Origin of the sequence: Streptomyces sp. NPDC001406 (assembly GCF_042895285.1) — a bacterium.
Lineage (GTDB): Bacteria > Actinomycetota > Actinomycetes > Streptomycetales > Streptomycetaceae > Streptomyces.
Genome location: NZ_JBIAWG010000004.1, coordinates 467,120 through 489,868, shown reverse-complemented (window position 1 = coordinate 489,868; position 22,749 = coordinate 467,120). Strand labels below are relative to the sequence as shown.

At 72.3% G+C, this 22,749-nt stretch carries 17 protein-coding genes and 3 pseudogenes; 11 read left to right on the top strand and 9 right to left on the bottom strand.

The window, feature by feature from the left end; all coding sequences use genetic code 11:
• Positions 1–252 precede the first annotated feature (252 nt).
• From ACFY1J_RS12490 to ACFY1J_RS12480, 3 genes are all read left to right on the top strand, one after another.
• Positions 253–1,482: a cytochrome P450 gene (locus ACFY1J_RS12490; RefSeq protein ID WP_390705845.1), complete on the top strand. Its 1,230-nt coding sequence runs from the start codon at positions 253–255 to the stop codon at positions 1,480–1,482.
• 12 nt (positions 1,483–1,494) lie between these two features.
• Positions 1,495–1,710, top strand: coding sequence for a ferredoxin (locus ACFY1J_RS12485; RefSeq protein ID WP_390705846.1), 216 nt, complete (start codon positions 1,495–1,497; stop codon positions 1,708–1,710).
• 81 nt (positions 1,711–1,791) lie between these two features.
• The gene (locus ACFY1J_RS12480) at positions 1,792–2,328 is read left to right on the top strand and encodes a flavoprotein (RefSeq protein WP_390705847.1); all 537 of its coding nucleotides are present in this window, start codon (positions 1,792–1,794) and stop codon (positions 2,326–2,328) included.
• Positions 2,329–2,353: 25 nt separating this feature from the next.
• Here ACFY1J_RS12480 and ACFY1J_RS12475 read toward each other — a convergent pair whose 3' ends face one another.
• Entirely contained in the window at positions 2,354–3,205 is an 852-nt protein-coding gene (locus tag ACFY1J_RS12475; protein WP_390705848.1) for an endo alpha-1,4 polygalactosaminidase, read from the bottom strand.
• A gap of 240 nt (positions 3,206–3,445) precedes the next feature.
• Here ACFY1J_RS12475 and ACFY1J_RS12470 point away from each other — a divergent pair, with 240 nt between their 5' ends.
• Entirely contained in the window at positions 3,446–4,414 is a 969-nt protein-coding gene (locus ACFY1J_RS12470) for an aldo/keto reductase (RefSeq protein WP_390705849.1), read from the top strand.
• Between the two features lie 7 nt (positions 4,415–4,421).
• Here the strand turns inward: ACFY1J_RS12470 and ACFY1J_RS12465 are convergent.
• Positions 4,422–4,619, bottom strand: a pseudogene (locus ACFY1J_RS12465) (phytanoyl-CoA dioxygenase family protein); the annotation flags it as partial.
• A gap of 322 nt (positions 4,620–4,941) precedes the next feature.
• Between ACFY1J_RS12465 and ACFY1J_RS12460 the strand changes: the two are divergent.
• The gene (locus ACFY1J_RS12460) at positions 4,942–6,888 is read left to right on the top strand and encodes a ricin-type beta-trefoil lectin domain protein (protein ID WP_390731192.1); all 1,947 of its coding nucleotides are present in this window, start codon (positions 4,942–4,944) and stop codon (positions 6,886–6,888) included.
• Positions 6,889–6,924: 36 nt separating this feature from the next.
• Here ACFY1J_RS12460 and ACFY1J_RS12455 read toward each other — a convergent pair whose 3' ends face one another.
• From ACFY1J_RS12455 to ACFY1J_RS12445, 3 genes are all read right to left on the bottom strand, one after another.
• Complete coding sequence (locus tag ACFY1J_RS12455; RefSeq protein ID WP_390705851.1) at positions 6,925–8,169, bottom strand: hypothetical protein; 1,245 nt, start codon at positions 8,167–8,169, stop codon at positions 6,925–6,927.
• A gap of 189 nt (positions 8,170–8,358) precedes the next feature.
• Entirely contained in the window at positions 8,359–9,039 is a 681-nt protein-coding gene (locus tag ACFY1J_RS12450) for a DUF4232 domain-containing protein (RefSeq protein ID WP_390705852.1), read from the bottom strand.
• A gap of 137 nt (positions 9,040–9,176) precedes the next feature.
• Complete coding sequence (locus tag ACFY1J_RS12445; protein WP_390705853.1) at positions 9,177–10,712, bottom strand: serine/threonine-protein kinase; 1,536 nt, start codon at positions 10,710–10,712, stop codon at positions 9,177–9,179.
• A 46-nt stretch (positions 10,713–10,758) separates the two neighbouring features.
• Between ACFY1J_RS12445 and ACFY1J_RS12440 the strand changes: the two genes are divergently transcribed.
• Entirely contained in the window at positions 10,759–11,307 is a 549-nt protein-coding gene (locus tag ACFY1J_RS12440; protein ID WP_390705854.1) for an RNA polymerase sigma factor, read from the top strand.
• Between the two features lie 18 nt (positions 11,308–11,325).
• Here ACFY1J_RS12440 and ACFY1J_RS12435 read toward each other — a convergent pair whose 3' ends face one another.
• Entirely contained in the window at positions 11,326–13,704 is a 2,379-nt protein-coding gene (locus tag ACFY1J_RS12435; protein ID WP_390705855.1) for a SpoIIE family protein phosphatase, read from the bottom strand.
• 255 nt (positions 13,705–13,959) lie between these two features.
• On the opposite strand from ACFY1J_RS12435, the pseudogene ACFY1J_RS12430 reads away from it, so the two are divergent.
• Positions 13,960–15,788 (top strand): annotated as a pseudogene (locus ACFY1J_RS12430) (sugar-binding domain-containing protein).
• A 109-nt stretch (positions 15,789–15,897) separates the two neighbouring features.
• Here the strand turns inward: ACFY1J_RS12430 and ACFY1J_RS12425 are convergent.
• Positions 15,898–16,278, bottom strand: coding sequence for a DUF2267 domain-containing protein (locus tag ACFY1J_RS12425; RefSeq protein WP_390705857.1), 381 nt, complete (start codon positions 16,276–16,278; stop codon positions 15,898–15,900).
• Positions 16,279–16,495: 217 nt separating this feature from the next.
• On the opposite strand from ACFY1J_RS12425, the gene ACFY1J_RS12420 reads away from it, so the two are divergent.
• Positions 16,496–18,739, top strand: a complete 2,244-nt coding sequence (locus ACFY1J_RS12420; RefSeq protein ID WP_390705858.1) for a glycoside hydrolase family 9 protein — start codon at positions 16,496–16,498, stop codon at positions 18,737–18,739.
• A 14-nt stretch (positions 18,740–18,753) separates the two neighbouring features.
• On the opposite strand, the pseudogene ACFY1J_RS12415 reads toward ACFY1J_RS12420, so the two are convergent.
• Together ACFY1J_RS12415 and ACFY1J_RS12410 are read right to left on the bottom strand one after the other, a co-directional pair.
• Positions 18,754–18,885, bottom strand: a pseudogene (locus tag ACFY1J_RS12415) (2OG-Fe(II) oxygenase); the annotation flags it as partial.
• Between the two features lie 405 nt (positions 18,886–19,290).
• Positions 19,291–19,794 carry a methylated-DNA--[protein]-cysteine S-methyltransferase gene (locus tag ACFY1J_RS12410; RefSeq protein ID WP_390705859.1) on the bottom strand — a complete coding sequence of 168 codons (504 nt, stop codon included), beginning with the start codon at positions 19,792–19,794 and terminating at the stop codon, positions 19,291–19,293.
• A gap of 183 nt (positions 19,795–19,977) precedes the next feature.
• Here ACFY1J_RS12410 and ACFY1J_RS12405 point away from each other — a divergent pair, with 183 nt between their 5' ends.
• The 3 genes from ACFY1J_RS12405 (at position 19,978) to ACFY1J_RS12395 (ending at position 22,718) form a co-directional block, all read left to right on the top strand.
• On the top strand, positions 19,978–20,217 hold the full coding sequence (locus tag ACFY1J_RS12405; RefSeq protein WP_390705860.1) for a hypothetical protein: 240 nt from the start codon (positions 19,978–19,980) through the stop codon (positions 20,215–20,217).
• 3 nt (positions 20,218–20,220) lie between these two features.
• Positions 20,221–20,598, top strand: coding sequence for a toxin Doc (locus ACFY1J_RS12400; protein ID WP_390705861.1), 378 nt, complete (start codon positions 20,221–20,223; stop codon positions 20,596–20,598).
• A gap of 473 nt (positions 20,599–21,071) precedes the next feature.
• Positions 21,072–22,718 carry an RICIN domain-containing protein gene (locus ACFY1J_RS12395; protein WP_390705862.1) on the top strand — a complete coding sequence of 549 codons (1,647 nt, stop codon included), beginning with the start codon at positions 21,072–21,074 and terminating at the stop codon, positions 22,716–22,718.
• Positions 22,719–22,749 lie beyond the last annotated feature (31 nt).

Genomic DNA, 22,749 nt, shown 5'->3' with positions numbered 1-22,749 from the left:
TGCTGCTGGACCGGCACCGCGGGGACGGCGGAGGTCGGCGGCAGAAAGGTGTCTGTGGTGGTCATGGGCAGATCCTGCGGTCGGTGAACCGGCGGTGGCAAGGGAATTTCGGCGCGGAATCGACGGTCGGACATCAGGTGTTCGGCCAGATCACGCAGGTCACCGATCTGGCCGAACTTGTCGTCGCCCTATAGATGCCTGGGGCATCTAATGAAGATCGGCACGACGCACTCTTCTTCTGCGAGGTGTTCCATGACGGAACTGACGGAACTCACGGAACCGACCGGTCCGGCCACACCCGTCGCCTTCCCCCAGGACCGCACCTGCCCCTACCACCCGCCCACCGGCTACGACCCCCTGCGCGACCGTCGCCCCCTGTCCCGGGTCACCCTCTACGACGGCCGTCCGGCCTGGATGGTCACCGGCCATGCCGCCGCCCGGGCGCTGCTGTCCGACCCCCGGCTGTCCACCGACCGCAGCCGACCCGGCTTTCCCATGCTCACGGCACGCTTCGCCGCCACCCGCGCCGTCCGGGTCGCCCTGCTGGGCGTCGACGACCCCGAGCACCGCACCCAGCGGCGGCTGATGATCCCCTCCTTCAGCGTGAAACGCGCCGCCGGACTGCGGCCCGACATCCAGCGGATCGTCGACGAGCTGATCGACGCGATGATCGCGCACGGCCCGGGCGCCGAACTGGTGAGCGCGTTCGCGCTGCCCGTGCCGTCGATGGTGATCTGCTCGCTGCTCGGCGTCCCGTACGCCGACCACGAGTTCTTCGAGGAGCAGTCGCGCCGCCTGCTGCGCGGACCGGAGGCCGCCGACACCCTGGACGCGCGGGGGCGGCTGGAGAGGTATCTGCTCGCGTTGATCGAGCGCAAGCGGCAGGACCCGGAGTCCGGCGACGGCATTCTCGACGAACTCGTCCACCAGCAGCTGCGCGACGGCGACATGGACCGCGAGGAGCTCGTCGCGCTGGCGATCATCCTGCTGGTCGCGGGCCATGAGACCACCGCCAACATGATCTCCCTCGGCACCTACACGCTCCTGCGGAACCCCGAGCGGCTGGCCGAGCTGCGCGCCGACCCCGCGCTCCTGCCCGCCGCGGTCGAGGAGCTGATGCGGATGCTGTCGATCGCGGACGGGCTGCTCCGCATCGCCCTGGAGGACATCGAGGTGGAGGGGGCGACGATCCGCAAGGGCGAGGGTGTGGTCTTCGCGACCTCCGTCATCAACCGCGACGACTCCGTGTACCCCGAGCCCGACACCCTGGACTGGCACCGCCCGGCCCGCCACCACGTCGGCTTCGGCTTCGGCATCCATCAGTGTCTCGGTCAGAACCTGGCACGCGCCGAGATGGAGATCGCCCTGGGCACGCTCTTCGCACGGCTGCCGGGACTGCGTCTTGCCGCCCCGCCGGAGGAGATTCCCTTCAAACCCGGCGACACGATCCAGGGGATGCTGGAACTCCCCGTGACCTGGTAAGAGGCTCTTGCCATGCGCAACGACATCGAGATCGACATCGACAGGGACGTCTGTATCGGCGCGGGCCAGTGTGCCCTGGCCGCCCCGAACGTCTTCACCCAGGACGACGACGGCTACAGCATGCTCGTCCCCGGCAAGGAGGACGGCGCCGGCGACCCGATGGTGCGGGACGCGGCCCGCGCCTGCCCGGTCGGCGCCATCAAGGTGACCGAAGCCGCCACCGGCTGACACCGTCCGCCGCGCTCCGGCGGCATCCACTGCCCCGAGCGCGGGCGGGAGCCGTGTCCTGCGCCCCAGTAGGGTGCCCGAATGACCGAACAGGCCGAGAGACCGTTCCTCTACCTCGTCGTCTGCGCCGCCGGGATCGCCGCGGGCGTCAGCAAGCTGATCACCGCCGCGCAGGAGCGGGACTGGGAGGTCGGCGTCATAGCGACGCCGGTCGCGACGGGCGGGTTCTTCGACGTCGCCGCCGTCGAGGCGCAGACCGGCCGCCCCGTCCGCTCCGCCTGGCGGACCCCGGCCGATCCGCGCCCCTTCCCGGCGCCGGACGCCGTGGTGGTCGCGCCGGCCACCTTCAACACGGTCAACAAGTGGGCGGCCGGGATCGCCGACACCCTCGCCCTGGGCACGCTCTGCGAGGCCCACGGTCTGGGCGTCCCGATCGCCGTCCTGCCGTGCGTGGCGGACGCGCTGGCCGCCCATCCCGCCTACCAGGACAGCCTGATACGGCTGCGCGGGATGGGAGTCCGGTTCGGCGAGCCCTACTCCGGTGAGCCCGACGAGTCCGGCAGACGGCCGAAGTTCCCGTGGGAGGACGCGCTGGCACTGCTGGAGCGCGACTGGTGAGCGGCGCGGCCGGGCAGGCGTGCGGTCACGGGCGTAGCTTGCGCACGTAGCCGGCACTGCCCGGTGTCGACACCATCCGGTCCCGGCGCACGATGCTCAGCCTGTCGCCGAAGCCCGCGACGGCCTTGCGCAGGCCCTTGTCCGAGTACTCGACGACGACCACCCGGTCGTCGAACGCCTTGGCATAGGTGCCGCACTCGTCGTACTCACCGCACTCCTCGGCCACCGCGAAGTCCAGCCCGGCCTTCTTCCTGACGCTCGCCAGTTCGGGTGTGTTCTTCTGGCCGATGGCCAGGCGCCGGGCGTGCGCGTGCCGGGAGAGCAGGGCGATGAACGCGGTCGCGTCGTCGGCGGTGAGCAGGTCCTGGGAGCGTGTGTAGCTGTCGTAGTTGTCCGGCTCGACGGCGTCGAAGCCCTTGGTGGCGCACTCGTCGATCCAGCGGTCGACCTTCCGGGCGACGCGCTCGCGCTTGGCCGGGGTGCGGAGGTCGAGCAGCGGTTCGTTCCAGTCCTCGTCGATGACCAGCTTGCCGTCGGCATCGCGCAGCAGCAGGTCGGCGGGCCAGGCGGCGCGCTCCTCCGGCTGGGCCTGGAAGGCGTTGACGTAGCAGATGTTGTAGCGGCCGGGCGCGGGGGACGAGGAGCGGTCGCGGCTGACGATGCGCACGCCCTTCGGCGGGGGATAGGCACCGCCGATCTGGTAGTCGAAACCGGCGTGCCGCGGCGGGAGCCGCACCTGAGGGGAGGCACTCCGCGACGGCTGCGGCGAGCCGCTCGATCCGCATCCCGTCAGCCCCACGGCCAACGCGACCGCACACACGACGGCGCCGGCGGTCGTCCCGGGACCTCCGACGCGGGAAACACCCTTGGCGGGCATGTACTCCGCTCCATCAATCGCGGGTACGGCCCCGCCTCGGACCTGCGCGGCGGTCCTGGCGACTCGGGCCGGACTGGGAACGTGTCCGTTACCGGCTGGGCGCACCTCTGCGTGCCCGCGCCGAGCGCGGCGACACATGTTTCAGGATCCAACCGTCCGCACACGATGGTCGTCAAGTGGGGGTGGTTCGACGTCGTACGCTCCCAGTCCCTAACCGACCCGAAGGCAGGAGCAGCAACGATGCAGTACGTGAAGCTCGGTTCGACGGGCCTGGACGTGTCGCGGATCTGTCTGGGCTGCATGACCTACGGCCTGCCCGACCGCGGAGTCCACGAGTGGACCCTCGACGAGGAGGCGTCACGCCCGCTGATCCGGCAGGCGCTGGAGGCGGGCGTCAACTTCTTCGACACGGCCAACGTCTACTCGGACGGCACCAGCGAGGAGATCGTGGGGAAGGCGCTGCGCGACTTCGCGTCCCGCGACGAGGTCGTGCTCGCCACCAAGGTGCACGGGCGGATGCGCCCGGGGCCGAACGGGGGCGGGCTGTCGCGCAAGGCGATCATGTCGGAGATCGACCACAGCCTGCGCCGCCTCGGCACCGACTACGTCGACCTCTACCAGATCCACCGCTACGACCACGCCACGCCGGTCGAGGAGACGATGGAGGCGCTGCACGACCTGGTCAAGGCGGGCAAGGTCCGCTACCTCGGGGCCAGTTCGATGTACGCCTGGGAGTTCTCCAAGGCCCAGTACACCGCCGAGCGGCACGGCTGGACCAGGTTCGTGTCCATGCAGAACCACTACAACCTCCTCTACCGCGAGGAGGAGCGGGAGATGCTGCCGCTCTGCGCGGACCAGGGAGTCGGCGTGCTGCCCTGGAGCCCGCTGGCCCGCGGTCGCCTCACTCGCGACTGGGGCACCGTCACCGAGCGCAGCGCGAACGACAACTTCGGCAGCCGCCTCTACCTGGAGGGCGACCACGCGATCGTCGAGGCCGTCACCCGCATCGCCGGCGACCGGGGTGTCCCGCGCGCCCAGGTCGCCCTCGCCTGGCTGCTGCACCGGGACACGGTGGTCGCGCCGATCGTCGGTGCCGCCAGGCCGCGGCACATCGAGGACGCGGTGGCCGCCGTGGAACTCGAACTGAGCGAGAAGGAGATCGAGGAGCTGGAGGCGCCCTACACCCCGCACGCCATCAGCGGCCACTGACGGTCCGTCAGTGAGGTCCGTGCGGTGCGAACTCGGTGCCGCACGGACCGGCGCCCTCGCTCTTCGGGAGCGGGACGCTCTCGCCGGACATGGACAGCGTGCAGTAGTAGCCGCCGATGCGCCGCGTGGAGCGGCCCACGTAGTGACCGATGAAGGAACGCCGGAAGCGGTCGGCGCTGCGGTTGGGCCGCGAGCGATACCGCAATTACCGGGCGATTCGCCACGGCAGGATCTGACCCACGTGATCTATTGACGATTCGTCAATTCCACCGGGTGTTTGAGCAATGTCAAAACGTCTGGATCTCTTGTTCATACAGGCTGGCCTGTGCAAAAGTGTGCGCTGTCGGCGCGCAGACAATTATTTTGCCGCTGTGCGCGCGAGGCCGCTCCCGTACGCCCCCCACGCTTCAAAAGAGCTGCCGAAGGCGAACGTTCGAGATGCCGAACTCCGTTCGGGCCAAGTCGGCCCGGCCGCATGCCCATTGGTATGGACTAAATCCCGTGTTGTGTCTGGGAGGAATGCAGCCGTGAATGACGCAGGCTCGTCGAATTCCCCGAGCCCGGCCAGACCGTTCGACGTCACGGACGAGCAACTGAGCGCCGAGCTGAAGAAGTGGACGGGGACGACGCCCGCGCTGCATCCCGTCGGCGAACTCCTCGACCGGCATTGGGAAGCGGCCTTCGCCTACGCCCGGCTGTGCACCGACGGACCGCGCGCGGCGGGGATGCTCACCACCGCGGCGTTCACGAGGCTCTTCGGGGAGTCCCTCCGGCAGGCGGGCCCGACCTCCGCCTGGCGGCCCCATCTGCTGGTCGCCGTGCGCCGCATCGCGGCGGAGTGGGACAGCGACGGCCGCCAGGAACTGCTGCACCCCGCCCTCCTCACCGGCACCGGCCCCGGGGACCGCGCGGCAGCCCGGCTGCTGCCGCCCTCGAACCGGCGCCTGCTGTCACGGGCGTTCCAGCGGCTGCCCCAGTCCTCCCGCGCCGTCCTGTGGCACACCGAGGTCGAGGCCGAACCGCTCGCCGTGCCGGCGGCCCTGCTCGGACTGGACGAGGAGGGGGCCCGCGCCGAACTGCACCGGGCCCGCGTGCGGCTGCGCGAGGAGTCCTTGCAGGTCCACCGTGAACTCGCCACCGAGGACGAGTGCCTGCGCTACATCCGGATGCTGGACGTGACCTTCCGGCGCGGCGCGATGACCGTCGACCCGGACCTCCAGCAGCACCTCAACCGCTGCACGCACTGCCGCCACACCGCCGACCAACTGGACACGTTCAACGGATTCCTCGGCGTCGCCCTGGCCGAGGCCGTGCTCGGCTGGGGCGCACAGGCCTACGTGGAGTCCAGGGCGGGCCAGACCGGGGAGCCCGCCGACCCCGAACCCCCGCAGCCGCCGGCCGCGGCCCCGGCGGGCGGCGAACCGTTCACATCAGTCGTGGGCGAGGCCTTCGCCGCGACGCCCCCGGGCATCGCCGACGGCGACACATCAGTCCTCGCCGGGCAGGGGGCGTCCGCTCTCCGGCGCCCGGCTCCGGGCCCCCGCGCCGGCGCCCGCCGCGCGGCCTCCGGACTCCGTGCCGCGACCCGCCCTGCCGCCCCCGCCGGCGGCGCCCGCTCCCGCCGCTCCGCACACCGGGCGGCCGGGCGCGCCCGCCGGCGGAACCTCGCCGCGGCCGTGGCCACCGTCGGCGGACTCGTGGTCCTGCCGCTGATCCTGTGGTCCGTCCTCTCCTCCGGCGACGGCCCCGCACCGGCCCCGGACGGCAGGTCCGCCAAGACGCCCGGCCCCGGCTCGTCGCCCCGGGGGCCCTCCTGGGCCGGTGCGAGCCAGACCTCCCAGGGCACCCTGAGCGGCCGGCTGCACAACGTCGGCTCCGGTCTGTGCGTCGCCGTCGAGGGCGACAAGGCCGTCGAGGGCGCGGAGACCGAACTCGCCAAGTGCTCCTCGGCCGCGAGCCAGCGATGGACGTACGAGACCGACGGACGGCTGCGCAGCGCCGCCGCCCCCGAGCTGTGCCTGGACTCCCACCTCGGCTACTCGGTCCGGCTCGCCTCGTGCACCGGCGCCACCCGGCCCGGCGCCAAGAATGTCCGCTACGACTTCACCCTCCAGGGCGCCCTGGTGCCCCGCTGGGACCAGGACCTGGCCCTCACCCCGGCCGCCACCGACGGCGGGGGCGCCCTCGTCGTCAAGACGCGCGCGAACACCGCGGACCAGCGCTGGGTGATCGACACCTCCAAGCCCGACCTCCAGATGGAGGTGGTCAACTGGGGCGCCGACAGCCCGCCGTCGTCGGCGCCCGCCGCCACCCCCAAGGCCGCGAGGACCCCGTCGGCGACCGCGTCGACCCCGCAGCCGACGCCGTCGGCCTCCGACTCCGCGGACGTCTGTGCCACCTACCCGTACGCCTGCTCCTGGGGCGGCCGGCACGACGGCGGCTACGGCCCGGGCACCGGCCGCCGCGGCCGCTGAGGAACCGCGCGCCCGCGCAGCGGTGACGGGGCGGAGTCAGGAGGACGGTGTGCCCGCCGCGCCCAGGAACTCCGCCCAGCCGCCCGTGGGGGACGTCCCGGGGTTGAGCGTGCGCAGCTTGCGCAGCACCGCCGGGTCCTGGGCCTCCAGCCAGGCCACGAGCTGCTTGAAGGAGACGAAGCGCACGTCGTCGTGCTCGGCCATGCGGCCGATGGCCTCCTCGACGGCGTCCATGTAGATGCCGCCGTTCCAGCGCTCGAAGTGGTTGCCGATGAAGAAGGGCGCCCGGTTGGTGGTGTAGGCGCGCTGGAACCCGGCGAGGTAGGTGTCGCGGGCCTGGGCGCGCCAGGCGTCGTACTGGGCACGGTCGCCCAGCGGGTTCCCGGCGGACTGGTTGAACATCATGTTGTAGTCCATCGACAGCACCTGGAAGGAGTGGCCGGAGAACGGTATGGACTGCAGCGGGAAGTCCCAGATCCGGCCGCCCTGCACCTTGCCCGGCCAGATCTGCAGCCCGCCGGGGGAGCTGGCGTCGTACTTCCAGCCCAGCGCGGCCGCCGTGGGCAGCAGCGCGGCCTGGCCCTCCAGACACGGGGTGCGGCCGCCGATCAGCTCCTTGCGGTAGTCGAAGGGCAGCGGTTCGAGGTCGGTGAAGCCGGTGTTCGTCTTCCACCGGGTGACGAAGGAAACGGCCTGGTCGATCTCGCTGCGCCATTCGGCGGACGACCAGTTGCGCACGCCGTCCGCGCCGCAGAAGTGCCCGTTGAAGTGGGTGCCGATCTCATGGCCCTCGAGCCAGGCGGCGCGCACCTGCTGGAGGGTGGCGTGGATGTGCCGGTCGGCGAGGTAGCCGATCGCGGAGGCGCCGACCGGGTGCTGCGGGGGACGGTAGAGGTGCTTCTTGGACTCGGGCAGCGTGTAGATGCCGCTGAGGAAGAAGGTCATCGCGGCGCCGTGGTCGGCGGCTGTCTTGCGGAACCGGGAGAAGAGCTTGTTGCTGATCTCGCCCGCCCCGTCCCAGGAGAACACCACGAACTGGGGCGGTTGCTCCCCGGGCTTCAGCCGGGTGGCCTTCGGCTGCTTGGGCTGGGCGCCGGTGTCGGCGGTGGAGCCGTCGCCGATCGTCTTCACGGGCCGGGCCTGCTGCTCCGTGCTCCTGCCGGGTCCGGGGCCCCCGTCACCACTCAGGGACCAGCCTCCGGACGAGCAGGCCGTCAGAGCGCCCAGCGCGCCCGCCGTCGCCCCCGCGGTCAGCAGACCTCTGCGTGAGATGCCGCTCATGTTCGTCCCCGATTCCTCGTCGCGGCTCCGGGCGGAGCCTTTGTGCTGTGCGGTCGAGGGGTTTCGATGGGCGGTCACGGCGGAAAGATCGGGGCGGCCGAGGCCTGTTGCCGTCCTGTGACAGTTGTGGCGCGGCAATGACGAACCCCGCTGCCGGGGGGAGAGGCAGCGGGGTCCGGGTCGGGTGGGTCAGGCGCCGGTACCGGCGCTGAAGACCGTCAGGAAGACGGAGGAGGCGTTCCCGGAGACGGGCACCTCGCCGGCCGTCCACGTCACTTTGAGCGAGTCCCGTTCGTCCGGCGGGGTGACGACCAGCGCGGCCGGGGTCGCCGTCTTCGCGCCGCTGATCTCCGGGTTGGAGAAGGACAGCCCCGCCCAGGCGCTCTGCCCGGGCTTCAGGGCGACCGTGGCCGGCGAACCGGAGGAGCGCTTGGGGTCCGGGCCGAGCTGGGCGCCCGAGGCGCTCACGAACGCGGCGCCGGGGTAGCCGCGCACGGTGCAGGTGTGGCCGGACTTGTTGGTGAGCACGATCGGGAAGTTCTCCTGCCCGGCGCCCGGGTTGTTGCGGCCGACCGAGGCACTCAGCTCGGAGGTGTGGCAGCGCGCGGTCGAGCCGGCGGTGGTCGTGGCGCCGCTCGTGCCGCCGGTCGCCTTGGCGGAGGACGCAGCCCCGCCGGTCGCGGCGGATGCGGTGCCGGACGACGGCGCGGTGGAGCCCGCCGTGTCCTCGGTCGCGGGCCCCGCCGTGCCGGATGCCGTGCGCGAGGGCGTCGTCTGCACCGTGGGACTGCCGCACGCGGTCAGGAGGCCCAGTACGGCGACAGCGCTCACGAGCAGGGTCCCGCGCTGCAAGGAGGGGGTGTGCACCATGTCTCTCAACACTCCTGGATCTTCGAGGAACACGGCGGACGCGTGCCCGCGGCGCCGTGTGCGCCGTCATGACTCTGCGATGCACGGGCCACCGGAAAGGTTCGCGACCCGCGTGGTTCTTTTACGATCCTTGCCCGTCAGGTGACCCGGAGCGAGCGGAGTATGCCCTCGGTCGCGTCGCCGTCCCCACGCACCTGCACATACACCTGCGGCTGCGCGGCGCCGTCCGCCCGGGTCAGCGCGGTCTCCGTGAGGGAGCCGCCGTCCGGGCAGTCGCTCCAGGCACGGATACGGCCGTGCCAGTCCGTACCGGTGAAGGCGCGGGCGCCGGCGTAGTGGCAGCCGGAATGCCCGAGGGCGTTCACCCGGGCGGTGACGTCGCCGTGCTCGCTCAGGCCGATGAAGACTCCGTTGACCGCGGCCGTGAGGTCCGGCCACTTCGACAGGTCGTCGGCGACCTCCAGCCCCGGCTCGTGCCCGGACTTCAGCCTCAGGGCCTGGGGGTTCCAGCCGGAGTCGCGCAGCTCGCGGCCCCAGTCGGCGGGTACCTCGGCCATCACCCGCCCGGTGGAGTCCGCCACCCGCACGTTCTCGTCCGCCGCGGAGTGCCGGTGCAGCCAGGTGACCGTGCCGGCCGCGATCAGCGCGGCGAGCACCGCGGCCAGGGACAGCGTGAGCGCGTTGAGCCGGTTCCGGAGGCCGTCGAGCCTGCGCCGGCGTGGTCCGGCGGGCGCGGGGTGCGGCGACTGCCCGGCCGGGGGCCGGACGGCAAACGCCGCAGGTGCGGCTCCGCCGCTCGCCACCGCCGGGGCCGCGGACCCGGGGCGGGCGGTACGCCCGGGCCTGAGCCGGCCGGCCCTGCGACGCGCCGGTGCCGCCGACGCACGCGCGGCCAGTCGGTCCAGCTCGTCCGCGAAGGCCCCGGCACCCGGCCAGCGCCGCTCCCGGTCCGGCTCCAGGGCGCGCATCAGCGCCCGCTGCACGTCGTCGCCGAGATCCGGACGCAGCCGCTGCGGGCGCACGACCTGCCCCGGGGCTCCCGGCACGGTGCCGGTGACCAGTTCGTAGCCGACCGCGCCCAGGCTGTAGACGTCGGCACGCGCGTCGATGCCCGCGCCGGGCTGCGCCTGTTCCGGCGGCTGGTATCCGGCCGACCCGGCGGCCAGGGTGAGCCCCGAGGCCTGCGCCAGGCTCTTGGCGAGGCCCAGGTCGGCGAGCAGGACGCGGTGGGTGCCGCCCGGCCCGCTGCGCAGCAGGACGTTGCTCGGCTTGATGTCCCGGTGCACGATCCCGGCCTCGTGCAGTGCCGCCGCGCTCCGGGCGGCCTCGGCCGTCAGCCGCAGCGCCTCGGGCACCGGGAGCGGCCCTGCGGCGACCCGGTCGGCGAGAGTGCCGGCGTCGCCGTACTCCATCACGAAGTACGGCCTGCCGTCCGGCAGTTCCCCGATGTCGTAGACCTGCACCACGCGATTGGAGTCGGCCTTGCGCAGCAGCCGCGCCTCGGACAGGAACCGGTCGCGGATGTCCAGGCGGTGCGACCAGTTGTCGGCGAGGACCTTCACCGCGACCGGTGCCTGGAGCACATCGTCGTGGGCGAGCCAGACCGTGCCGAAGGCACCACTGCCCAGGGGTCGTTCGAGGCGGTAGCGGCCGATCCGCTCCGGGGGTTGCATGCGACTATCATGCCTGCCCTGAGATCGACTCCGAGAGGGACCTTCCGTGGACGACGCGGTGCTGACCGAAGACCTCGCCCGGCGGGCCGCCGCGGGCGACCCGGCGGCCCTGGACCGGCTGCTGACCGAGGTCCGGCCCGAGGTCGTCCGGCGCTGCGGGCGCTTTCTGCCCTGCCGGGAGGACGCGGAGGAGGCGGCGCAGGACGTGCTGCTCCAGATAGCCCGGAAGATCTCCACCTTCGAGGGCCGCAGCCGCTTCAGCACCTGGCTCTACACGGTCGTCACGAACTGCGCCCGCCAGAAGTACCGCGAGCTCAAGCGCCGGGCGGCCGAGCAGCCCGCCTCGATCGAGCCGTCGCAGTACGTCGACCCGCGCACGACCAGCGTGATCGCGGGCTCCAGGGTGGATCTCCTGGAGGCGCTGGACCGCCTGGAGCGCGAGCACCCGCACCTGGTCGCGCCGCTGATCTACCGGGACATCTGCCAGCTGGAGTACGCCGAGGTCGCCGAGCGCGTCGGCATCCCGCTGGGCACGCTCAAGTCGCGGCTGCACGAGGCCCGCAAACAGGTGCGGCCCTGGCTGACGGCCTCCTGAGCCGATCGCGGCAGGAAACTACTCGTCCTCCTCCTCGAACAGACCGATCTCCGCCCAGATCGTCTTGCCGTCGGCCGTGTGCCGGCTGCCCCAGCGCTGGGTGAGCTGCGCGACCAGGAGCAGCCCGCGCCCGCCCTCGTCCCAGGTCTTGGCCCGGCGCAGATGGGGGGCGGTGTGGCTGGTGTCGGAGACCTCGCAGATCAGGGTGGCCGCGTCATGGATCAGCCGCAGCCGGACGGGGTGCGCGCCGTACCGGATGGCGTTGGTGACGAGCTCGCTCACCACCAGTTCCGTGGTGAACGCGGCATGGCTCAGCCGCCAGGTGTCGAGCTGCCCCACGGCCTGCTTGCGGATCGGCGCGACGAGCGCCGGGTCGGCCGGGATGTCCCAGGTCGCCACCCGGGAGGCGGGCAGCCCCTGGGTGCGCGCGAGCAGCAGGGCCACGTCGTCCTGGGCGCCGCCCGGCGGCAGCAGGGCCCGCAGGACACGGTCGCAGGTCTCGTCCAGCGAGTCCGCGTACGACGCCAGCGCCTGGTGCAGCAGCCGGTGACCGGTGTCGACGTCCCGGTCGAGGGCCTCGATCAGACCGTCGGTGTACAGCGAGAGCACGCTGCCCTCGCGGAGTTCGAGCTCGGTGGACTCGAACGGCAGCCCGCCGAGGCCCAGCGGGGGACCGGCCGGCATGTCGAGCTGGCGGGGCGGTCCGCCGGGCGGGATCAGGACGGGCTGGGGGTGCCCGGCGCGGGCCAGGGTGCAGCGGCGTGACACCGGGTCGTACACGGCGTACAGGCAGGTCGCGCCGACCTCGCCGGGGCTGCTGTCCCCGCCCGACTCCTCCGACAGCCGGAGCACCAGGTCGTCGAGGTGGGTGAGCAGCTCGTCCGGGGCCAGGTCGATGTCCGCGAGGGTGCGCACGGCGGTGCGCAGCCGGCCCATGGTGGCCGAGGCCTGGACGCCGTGGCCGATGACGTCCCCGACGACCATGGCGACCCGCATCCCGGACAGCGGGATCACGTCGAACCAGTCACCGCCCACCCCGGCGCTCGCCGCCGGCAGATAGCGCGAGGCGGCCTGCACGGCGGCCGTGCGCGGCAGCGAGCGGGGCAGCAGACTGCGCTGGAGGGCGAGGGCGGTGTCGCGCTCGCGTGAGTAGCGGCGGGCGTTGTCGACGCACACGGCGGCGCGGGCCGTGATGTCCTCGGCCAGCAGCACGTCGTCCGGGGTGAAGGGGTCCGGGCGGCGGTGCCGGGCCAGTACGACGACCCCCAGGGTCAGCCCGCGCGCCCGCATCGGCACGGACATCACGGAGTGGATGCCGAACTCCCGCGCCCGCTCGCCGCGCGCCGTGTCCGCGGCCAGCCACTGCTCGATGTCGGAGGGCACCGAGGCCACGATCGTGCGGCCGGCCGTGAGCGAGTCGGCCTGCGGGGACGAGGCGGGGTAGAACTCGACGTTGCCGGGCCCGACCATCGCCTCGGGGGTGCCCCGGAGCACCGACCGGTGCGCGGCCCGGCGCAGCGGGACCGGCGCGGTGATCCGGGCCGGGGGCTCGCCGCCGTGCTCCTGCGGATCCAGCAGGTCGACGCGGACGAAGTCGGCGAGCGCCGGCACGCACACGTCCGCCAGCTCCTGAGCCGTGCGGGTGACGTCGAGGGTGGTGCCGATGCGGGCACTCGCCTCGTTGACCAGTTGCAGCCGTTCCCGGGCCCGGTAGTTGTCGGTGAAGTCGTGGGCGGTCAGGGACACCCCGCGCACCCGCCCCTCGGCGTCGGTGACCGGAGCCATCCGGGCCAGCCAGGCGTGCGCCCGGTCCTCGCGGCCGGCCCGCATGAAGGTCTCGGCGTCCAGTGGCCGCCCGGTGGTGAGTACCCGGAGCAGATGGCTCTCCAGCTCGTCGCTCTCCGGCTTGCCGCCGATCTCGGACATCCTGAGCCCCTGGGCGTGCTCCAGGGGCAGCCCGATCACCTCGGCCATCGCGGCGTTCATGGTGCGCAGCCGCAGCTGTTCGTCGTACACCGAGACGGCGCACGGGGACTGGACCAGCGCGGCGCCGGCCAGCGGGTCGTCCGGTGCGGGCGGGCCGCCCGCGAGCGGGGTGACGACGAGCCAGTCGGCGGGGCGGTCGTCGCGCGGCGGACGGTGGTGGGCCAGCAGCCACACCGACACCGTACGGCCGTCGCGGTGGCGCAGACCGACCGTTCCGTCCCAGCGTGAGCCGGCGGGCAGGGGAAGGACCCCGTCTCCGGCCAGCAGCTGGGCCGCGGGGCGGCCCACGACGGCGGCGGCCGGGTGGCCGAGCAGCCGGCGGGCGCCCTCGTTCCACTCGACCAGCGTGCCGTCCTCGCCGATGACAGCCCGGGCCGTAGCCGCATCGTCGAACGGATAGTCCGGGCTCATCGTCGCCGCTCCCAAGCGCACACTCACAGTGAACAGGTGCGTCACTTGTGTTCCAGCCTAGTGCGTCCGCCTCTCCCACGGACGGCAACCTCTCGGTGACCGGGCGCGACGGTCAAGGTGCCGATTCGGCCGATGTGATGCCCGGGGCCGGAGTGTGTTCCCGCACCCTTGACGGCCCTGTGTGGCATACCGTCAGAATCTGTTTGTTCGCGATCAGTTGTGAGTACTTCTGGGCCCTGATGAGGGAGAGCCGTCATGACGGTCACTCGCAGATCGGTTTTGGTCGCCGGGGCGGCAGCCCCCACGGCCTCAGCGCTCCTGGGCGCCCCGGACGCACGGGCGGCCGAGGCGTCCGGGCGTGCCGGGGGACGCCGCACGGTTCCGCTCCGGGACGGCTGGCGCTTCGCGCTGGTCAACCCGGGTGGGATCACCGACCCGACCGGCGCCTACGCGCACGCCGCCGACCCGGGGTACGACGACTCGGGCTGGCGCGAGGTCGCGGTGCCGCACGACTGGAGCATCGAGCAGACCCCCACCACGGAGAACGGCACCACCAGCGGCACCGGGTTCTTCCCCGGCGGCCTCGGCTGGTACCGGACCGCCTTCACCGTGCCGCCCGGCCGGGCGGGCAGCCGGGTCTCGGTGGAGTTCGACGGCGTCTACATGGACGCGTACGTCTACTGCAACGGCACCGAGCTCGGCCGCCACCCCTACGGCTACACGGGCTTCGCCTTCGACCTCACCGACCTGCTGCACACCGACGGCAGCACCGAGAACGTCATCGCGGTCAAGGTCCAGAACCGGCTGCCCAGCAGCCGCTGGTACTCGGGCAGCGGCATCTACCGCGAGGCCCGGCTGGTGGTGACCGAGCCCGTGCACGTGGCGCGCTGGGGCACCCGTGTCACGACGCCGGACATCACCGCCGAGCGGGCGCTGGTCCGGGTGCGGACGGCCGTCGTCAACGCGTCCGGAACCGGCGCGGACGTCCAGGTCCGCTCCCGGATCCTGGACCCCGAAGGGCGCACGGTCGCCCGTACGTCGTCCACCGTGGCCGTCTCCGACGAGGCGGCCGAGACCCATGAACTCACCGTCCCCGAACCCAGGTTGTGGGACTTCGCCGCCCCGCACCGCTACACCCTGGAGACCGAACTCCGCGTCGACGGCACGACCACCGACACCCACCGCACCACCTTCGGGATCCGCAGCTACCGCTTCGACCCACCGACGTTCTGCGTACGGCCGGTGCCCCGCACGCCGTACGACTCACCGCCGACCGCAAGTCCCTTCCCGCCGACGGCCGTTCACTGGTCTTCGTGACCGCCGAGATCGTCGACGCCCACGGGGTGGTGGTGCCCGACGCCGAGCACCTCATCACCTTCGAGGTGAGCGGTGGCTCCCTGGCCGGGCTCGACAACGGACGTGAGGAGAGCGCGGAGCGCTATCAGGCCAGTACCCGAACCGCCTTCCACGGCAAGGCACTTGCCTTTGTGCGGTCCGGCACCGACGCGGGCACGCTGAAGGTCACGGCGCGTGTGGACGGTCTGCGCAGGGGCACCGCGGCAGTCCGCACCACGCCCGCCCGCTCCGTCGCCCGCACTCCCGCCCCCGCATTCGGGCCCGACCTCCCCTCGCCGCCGGACTACCCCTACGCGGACGCGAGTTACTCCGGACGCCCGGACACCCTCCCGGCCGCGATGCTCGACGGCGACCCGGCCACTGGCTGGTCCAACGCCTTCACCAAGTCGGCGACGGCACTGTTGCCCGCCTTCAGCGGGGCCCGCCCGAGGGACTGGGTCGCTGTCGACTTCGGGCGCATCCGGACCTTCGACCGGGCGGAGGTCTCCTTCACCGTGGACGCGACCCACTCGCTGCCCGCGTCCGTCGAGGTCGCGGTGTGGGACGGACACACCTACCTCCCGGTGGAGGGAGCGACGGTGGACTGGGCGGCCTCCTCGGACACCCCGACGGTGATCACCTTCGGCCCGGTGCGCGGCTCCCGGATCCGGCTCACCCTGACCAGCGGCCACCCGGGCGAGACACCGGGCGCCGCGCGCATCAGCAGGCTGGACGTGCCCGCGGGCTGACCCGCCGGGAACGGTCGCCTCACCGCCTCACCGCCTCACCGCCTCACCGCCTCACCGCCTCAGCGCCCCGCCTCGCCGCCTCACCTCGGAGGCGAGGCGAGGCGACCCGTCACTCGGCCGACGCGACCGCCTGCGAGAACTCGGTTCCGAGCTGTGACATCAGCTGCACGAACTCCCGCTCGCTGATCGCCTCGTGGAGTTCCACCAGGACCGCGCGCATGCCCCGGTCGGTCTCCTCCTCGGTGAGCAGGTTGCGCTCGGCCACCCGTCGTACGGCGTCCTGGTAGCCGAAGCTCTCGGTCCGGCTGCCGAGTCCCCGGCGCACGGACCGGGCCAGGCCCTCCGGCAGCTCCATGATCAGTTCCAGGGCCTCGCCGGAGCTCAGCCGATGGGCGAGCGTTTCGAGCGTGGCCCGGGTGAGGTCCGCGGCTTCCTGGCGTGTCAGGCCCGTGCGCTCCGACACCGCCTGTATGAATTGCTTCTCGTCCATACCTCTGCCTCTTTTGCCTATTTGTCTGGCTTGATATGAATCCTCCCTTTCTCTCGACCAGCCTTGCATGCGGGTGCGGTCCTCGCGCGGGCGTGGCGGCGGAGCGCGGGCGAGCGGAATCGGTCCTGTCCCGACCGTTGACGTCCTGTCATGACTCGAACAACATGACCGGCGTAGGCACTTGGGAGCGCTCCCATCATCTCTGGAGGAGCGAGACGTGAAACGACGCAGCACCGCCCTGTTCGCCGCGACGGCCCTCCTCGCGGCCGCGTTCACCGCGCTGCCCGCCACACAGGCCGGCGCCGACGAGGTCGAGCAGGTCAGGAACGGCACCTTCGACACCACCACCGAACCGTGGTGGACGACGAGCAATGTCACCGCGGGCCTCTCCGGCGGACAACTGTGCGCCGACGTGCCGGGCGGCACCACCAACCGCTGGGACGCCGCCGTCGGCCAGAACGACATCACCCTGGTCAAGGGCGAGTCGTACAAGTTCGCCTTCAAGGCCTCGGGTTCGCCCGAGGGGCGTGTGGTGCGGGCGATCGTGGGACTCCAGGTGTCGCCGTACGACACCTGGTACGAGGTCAGCCCACAGCTGAGCGCCTCGGGCGGCAGCTACTCCTACACCTTCACCTCGCCCGTCGACACCACGCGGGCGCAGGTCGCGTTCCAGGCCGGCGGCGCCGCGGACGCCTGGCGGTTGTGCCTCGACGACGTGTCACTGCTCGGCGGGGTGCCGCCGGAGGTCTACGAGCCCGACACCGGGCCGCGGGTCCGGGTGAACCAGGTCGCCTACCTGCCCGCCGGTCCGAAGAACGCCACGCTGGTCACCGGCACCACGACGCAACTGCCCTGGCAGCTCAGGAACGCCGCCGGTACGACGGTCGCCCAGGGCTGGACCGTGCCGCGCGGCACCGACGTGTCCTCCGGGCAGAATGTCCAGTCGATCGACTTCGGCCGTTACCGCGGGCGCGGCCAGGGCTTCACGCTGGTCGCCGACGGCGAGACCAGCCGCCCCTTCGACATCGGCACCGACGCCTACGAACAACTGCGCCTCGACTCGCTGAAGTACTACTACACACAGCGCAGCGGCATCGAGATCCGGGACGCGCTCCGGCCCGGCTACGGCAGGCCCGCCGGGCACGTCGGCGTGGCACCCAATCAGGGCGACACGAACGTACCCTGCCGGCTCGGCGAGTGCGACTACTCCCTCGACGTCACCGGCGGTTGGTACGACGCGGGCGACCACGGCAAGTACGTCGTCAACGGCGGCATCTCCACCTGGGAGCTGCTGAGCACCTACGAACGCGCCCGGTCGGCCCGCACCGGACACCCCGCGCGGCTCGCCGACGGCACACTCGCCCTCCCCGAGAGCGGCAACAAGGTGCCCGACGTCCTGGACGAGGCCCGCTGGGAGCTGGAGTTCCTGCTCAGGATGCAGGTGCCGGACGGCCGCCCGCTGGCCGGCATGGCGCACAGCAAGATCCACGACGCGCAGTGGACCGGCCTCCCCCTGCTCCCCAGCGACGACCCGCAGAAGCGGGAACTGCACGCCCCGACCACCGAGGCCACGCTCAACCTCGCCGCCACGGCCGCGCAGGCCGCCCGTCTGTACCGGCCCTACGACCCGGCGTTCGCGGCGAAGGCCCTCACGGCGGCCCGCCGGGCGTGGACCGCCGCTCTCGCCCACCCCGCGCTCCACCCCGACCCCGACGACGGCACGGGCGGCGGCGCGTACCCCGACGACAACGCCACCGACGAGTTCTACTGGGCGGCCGCCGAGCTCTACCTCACCACGGGGGAGAAGCAGTTCGCCGACCACGTCCTCAACTCCCCGCTGCACAAGGCCGACATCTTCGGCGCCCTCGGCTTCGACTGGGGCCGCACGGCCGCGGCGGGCCGTCTGGACCTGGCGACGGTGCCGAACACCCTGCCCGGCCGCGACGAGGTGCGCCGGTCGGTGACCAAGGCCGCGGACGGCTACCTCGCGACCCTGACGGCACAGCCCTACGGCATGCCGTACGCGCCGCCCGGCAACCTCTACGACTGGGGCTCCAACGCCCAGATCCTCAACAACGCGCACGTCATCGCCACCGCCTACGACCTCACCGGTGCCGCCAAGTACCGCGACGGAGCCGTCCAGAGCATGGACTACCTCCTCGGCCGCAACGCCCTGAACATCTCGTACGTCACCGGCTACGGCGAGGTCCAATCCCACAACCAGCACAGCCGCTGGTATGCCCACGAACTCGACCCGAAACTGCCCGCACCCCCGAAGGGCACCCTCGCCGGAGGCGCCAACTCAAGCATCCAGGACCCCTACGCACAGAGCAGACTCCGCGGCTGCACAGGCCAGTTCTGCTACATCGACGACATCCAGTCGTGGTCCACGAACGAGACGGCGGTCAACTGGAACGCGGCCCTGGCGTGGATGGCGTCGTTCGTGGCGGATCAGGGGTAGGGTCCGCCGCCCGGTCACGACGCGTCGTGGAACACCAGCCCCAGGGTCCGCCGTCGGCCGGAGCGCACGGTGCTCACTCCGTGCCGCATCGCCCCGGCCGACCAGCCACGCTTCGTGCGCACCGGGCGGTCCCGGGTGGTGAACACCGGGGCGGGCAGGTCGTGTGTGAAGTAGCGGTACCCGCCGGAGCCGAACCGGTGCCGGGCCAGCTGAGGGGTGTCGTTTGGGTCAGGCCGGCCGTGACGAACGGTGCGGCCTGGCCGACCCGAGCGGGGTCATGGGGGTCCCCCTGCTCGAGCGCAGTCGAGAGTTTGGGGGACTCGGCGAGTGACGACAACGCGGCTGGGGGTGCCCCCTCTGGGGGAGTGCGTGCCAGGCCCCGCGACGCCGGGTCGATCCAAACGACACCCCCTAGGCCGACCGTCGTCCGGAACAGCTCCGGCTGCTCGTACAGGGCGGCCACCTCCCCGCACTCGGCGGGCGTCAGCAGCTGTTGAGTGGGCGCGCTGCCGTGGACATCCAAGGGGTGAGCGTCATCGTGGCTCCTTTCGTCAGACGAGCGTCGGCTGGAGCGCACCCTCGTGCGTGAGCAGCCATACCTTGCGCTCGACGCCGCCCGCGTATCCGCGCATCGAACCGTCCGCGCCGATCACCCGATGGCAGGGGCGGAGCAGCAGCAGCGGATTGGCGCCCACTGCCGCGCCGAGCGCCCGGATCTCGGCACGCGGCACACCCAGGCGCTCGGCGAGTGCGCCGTACGTCGTCGTGGTGCCGTACGGGATGTCGTCCAGCGCCTGCCACACGCGCCGCCGGAACTCGCTTCCCCCGGCGGCGAGCGGCAGCTCGAACCGGGTGAGCCGGCCCGCGAAGTACGCGTCGAGCCGGCGGGTCGCCTCGGCGAAGGCGCCGTGGTCGCGACGTGCGCCGGGCCCGACGGTGGGGGCGCCCGGCTGCCCCGGCATGGACAGGGAGGTCAGCGTGAGGACGCCCGCCGACTCCTCGCCGGTCAGGAGCAGTTCGCCCAGCGGGCTGTCGTGGACGGTGTACACGGTCATCGGCTTCTTCCTCTCTTCCTCTCTCTTCCTCGCTCTCGTGTGGTCCGGTAACGAGTCTGCTGTGCCGCGCGCCATGTCACCGGCGGGAATCGGACCTGGCGCTCGATCCCGGCAGGTACCGCTGGACATGCCTTGTGACCTGGAGGTATTTACGGTCGAGTACCCGAGCGGTACCGTATGGTCATGCCAGCCCTCAACGTGGAGTTCAGCGAGCGTGAGCTAGAGGATCTGCGCCAGATCGCCAAGGAGCGCGGTACGTCGATGAAGGCACTCGTGCGCGAGGCGGCCGCGGCCGACATCGCCCGGCATCGTGCCCTGCAGGAGGGCGCGGACGCCTTCCGCCGCTTCTTCGCCGCGCACGCCGCCGAGTTCGCGGCCGCTTTCCCCGACGACGAACCGCCCACGAAGGGCGAGGTCGCCTGACCGATGCCGCCTGTCATCCACATAGACGTGCCCTGGCTGCTCCAGCGCCACGAGGAAGTGCTGCCGGACCAGCCCGCCGTCAACGACTTCTCCGCGCTGGTCGCCGCCGTCGCCCGGCACCGGGTCGACCCGCCCCGCCTCGGTGTGAACTCCGACGCGGCCTGGCGGGCCGCCGCGCTGCTGCACACCCTCGCCCTGCTCAAGCCGCTCCCGGCGGCCAACGCCCGTTTCGCCTGCGCGACCGCCGTCGCCTACATGTTCGTCAGCGGCGTAGGCATCGACCCGCCCTACGGTGCCCTCGTGGACCTCGCCCGGGATCTGATCTCCGGCAAGACAGATGTGTACGGCGCGGCCGACCGGCTTCGTTCCTGGCAGATCTGAGCTCCGGCCGGGGCCGGGGCGCGTGAGGGGGAAGCCGCCCTGCCCCGGGGCCGCCGGCCGAGGGCGGGAGGAACGGGGCCGGCGGCCGGTTTCGCGCGGGAGAGCCGCCGTCCTGCGCGGGGCCTCCGAGAAGGGCCGAGTCCCAGTGCACTACCCGGCCGCGCGCGCCGGGAGCGTGCGCGAGGGCCCGCCACGTGCGTGTGCTTCACACGGGGCGCATGGAATGTCGAAAGCGGGTGCGAATGACGTACACACACCCGCTTTCTGACTTCCTTTCAAACCTGTCGATGTGGGGCAGGCGCCTTGTTGGCCGTGAGGAAGGTGTGCAAGGGTGAAACTCCCGTGCGGGGGGGTAAAGTGCCGGGGCTCATTCCACGGCCGAGGAACCCGCTCCGACGAGCGACCGCCGAATTCCCGCTCTCCGCACGCGCACCTAATAGGTACGCACCATACGCAACAAAGGAACCCGCTCCGTGCCCACCCCCCACCCCCCGCGTCCTCCCTATCCGCCGCCGGGCGGAGTGACGGAGGAATCCGACGAGGCTCTCGCCGCTCCGCTGCGAGCCGGCTCGGACGCCGTGGCCTCCCGGTCCGTCGCTCTGCTGATGGCGCGGCACTGGCAGCCGGCCCACGAGTACGCGGCCATCTGCCTCGCCACCTCGGGCCCGCTCGCCCATATGGTCACCGCCACGGCCTTCCACCACATCCTCGACCGGCTGGTGCTCGGCGAGTCCGCCGAGGCGATCCGGCCCCGGCTGCTGGTCGCCGTCCGGGACACGGTCGCCAACTGGTCCGCGGAGGACCGAATATCCGAGGTTCTGCCGGACCTGGGGAAACCCGCCGGGGGCCGCGGTATGCGCGCCGTGAAGTCCATGCCGCCCGAAAACCGCAAACTCGCCGAGCGGTCATTCCTGAGCCTTCCGGCGCTCGCCCAGTGTCTGCTGTGGCACACCGAGGTCGAGGCGGAGTCGATAAATGTCCCCGCCGGTCTGCTGGGCATGGACGCCGACACCGCGACCGCCGCACTCGCACAGGCGCGCGAGAAATTCCGTGAGGGCTGTGTACGCGCCCACCGGGAACTCGCGCCGAGCAAGGAATGCCGTTTCTACAACCGCCTTCTCGACGTGCCGATCCGGCGCGGCGGCGCGCTGCTGCCGGACGTCCAGCAGCATCTGGCGCAGTGCCCCTACTGCCGCCACGCGGCCGAGCAACTCGGCCATGTCGAGGCCGGGCTGGGACCGCTCCTCGCCGAGGCGATACTCGGCTGGGGAGCCCGCCGCTACCTCGACTCGCGCCCGGGCCGTGCGCATGCGACGGGGACCCGTACGCGCAGCGAGTCCCGCCGCGGCGGCGGACCCCGGCACGGGGGGACACGGAACCGGCTGCTGGCGCGGATCCCTGCGTCCGCCCGCCGTGCTCCGGGGGAGACCTGGTCGTCCCGGACCCTGCTCACCGGCGTCGGCATCGCCGGGGCCGGACTGCTCGCGACCGTTCTCGCCGTCAGCGTCTGGCCGGACGGCGGGGACGGCACCGACCCGGTCGCCTCCACCGGTGTCTCGGGCGCCCGTGGCACGGTGCCGGGCGCCGGCTCCCAGTCCCCGCCCGCCGGTTCCGCCACGGGTCTGCCCACCACGACCCGGCAGACGCGGCTGCGCAACGCCGCGGCCGGCCTGTGCCTCGACATCAATGCCAAGCCGAAGGAGGGGGCGGGCGCGGTACTGGCGGTGTGTTCCTCGGCGTGGACCCAGCAGTGGACGTACGCGACGGACGGGCAGCTGCGCAGCGTGGCCGACCCCGATCTGTGCCTGGACTCGCACGCGGACGCGGGCGTGGTCATCCTCGGCACCTGCGCGGGCAAGAACTCCGAGCGGGGCGACGACGTGCGCTACGACCTCACCGTCCAGGGCGAGTTGCTGCCCCGCTGGGACGAGACCCTCGCCCTGGCATCGGCCGGTGAGAAACCGGGGGCCGACATCGTGGTCAAGGTCCGCGACGGCTCCGATGGCCAGCGCTGGCTGACCGACCCGCCGTCGGCAAGCCCCGGTTCGCTGTCGATCGCCGGAACCGGTGGGCCGTCGGCACAGCCTGCGCGGCTGTCGGACCAGGTCTCGAACGGTTAGGACGGACGGCCGGGCGGGCCCCGGGGCGAAG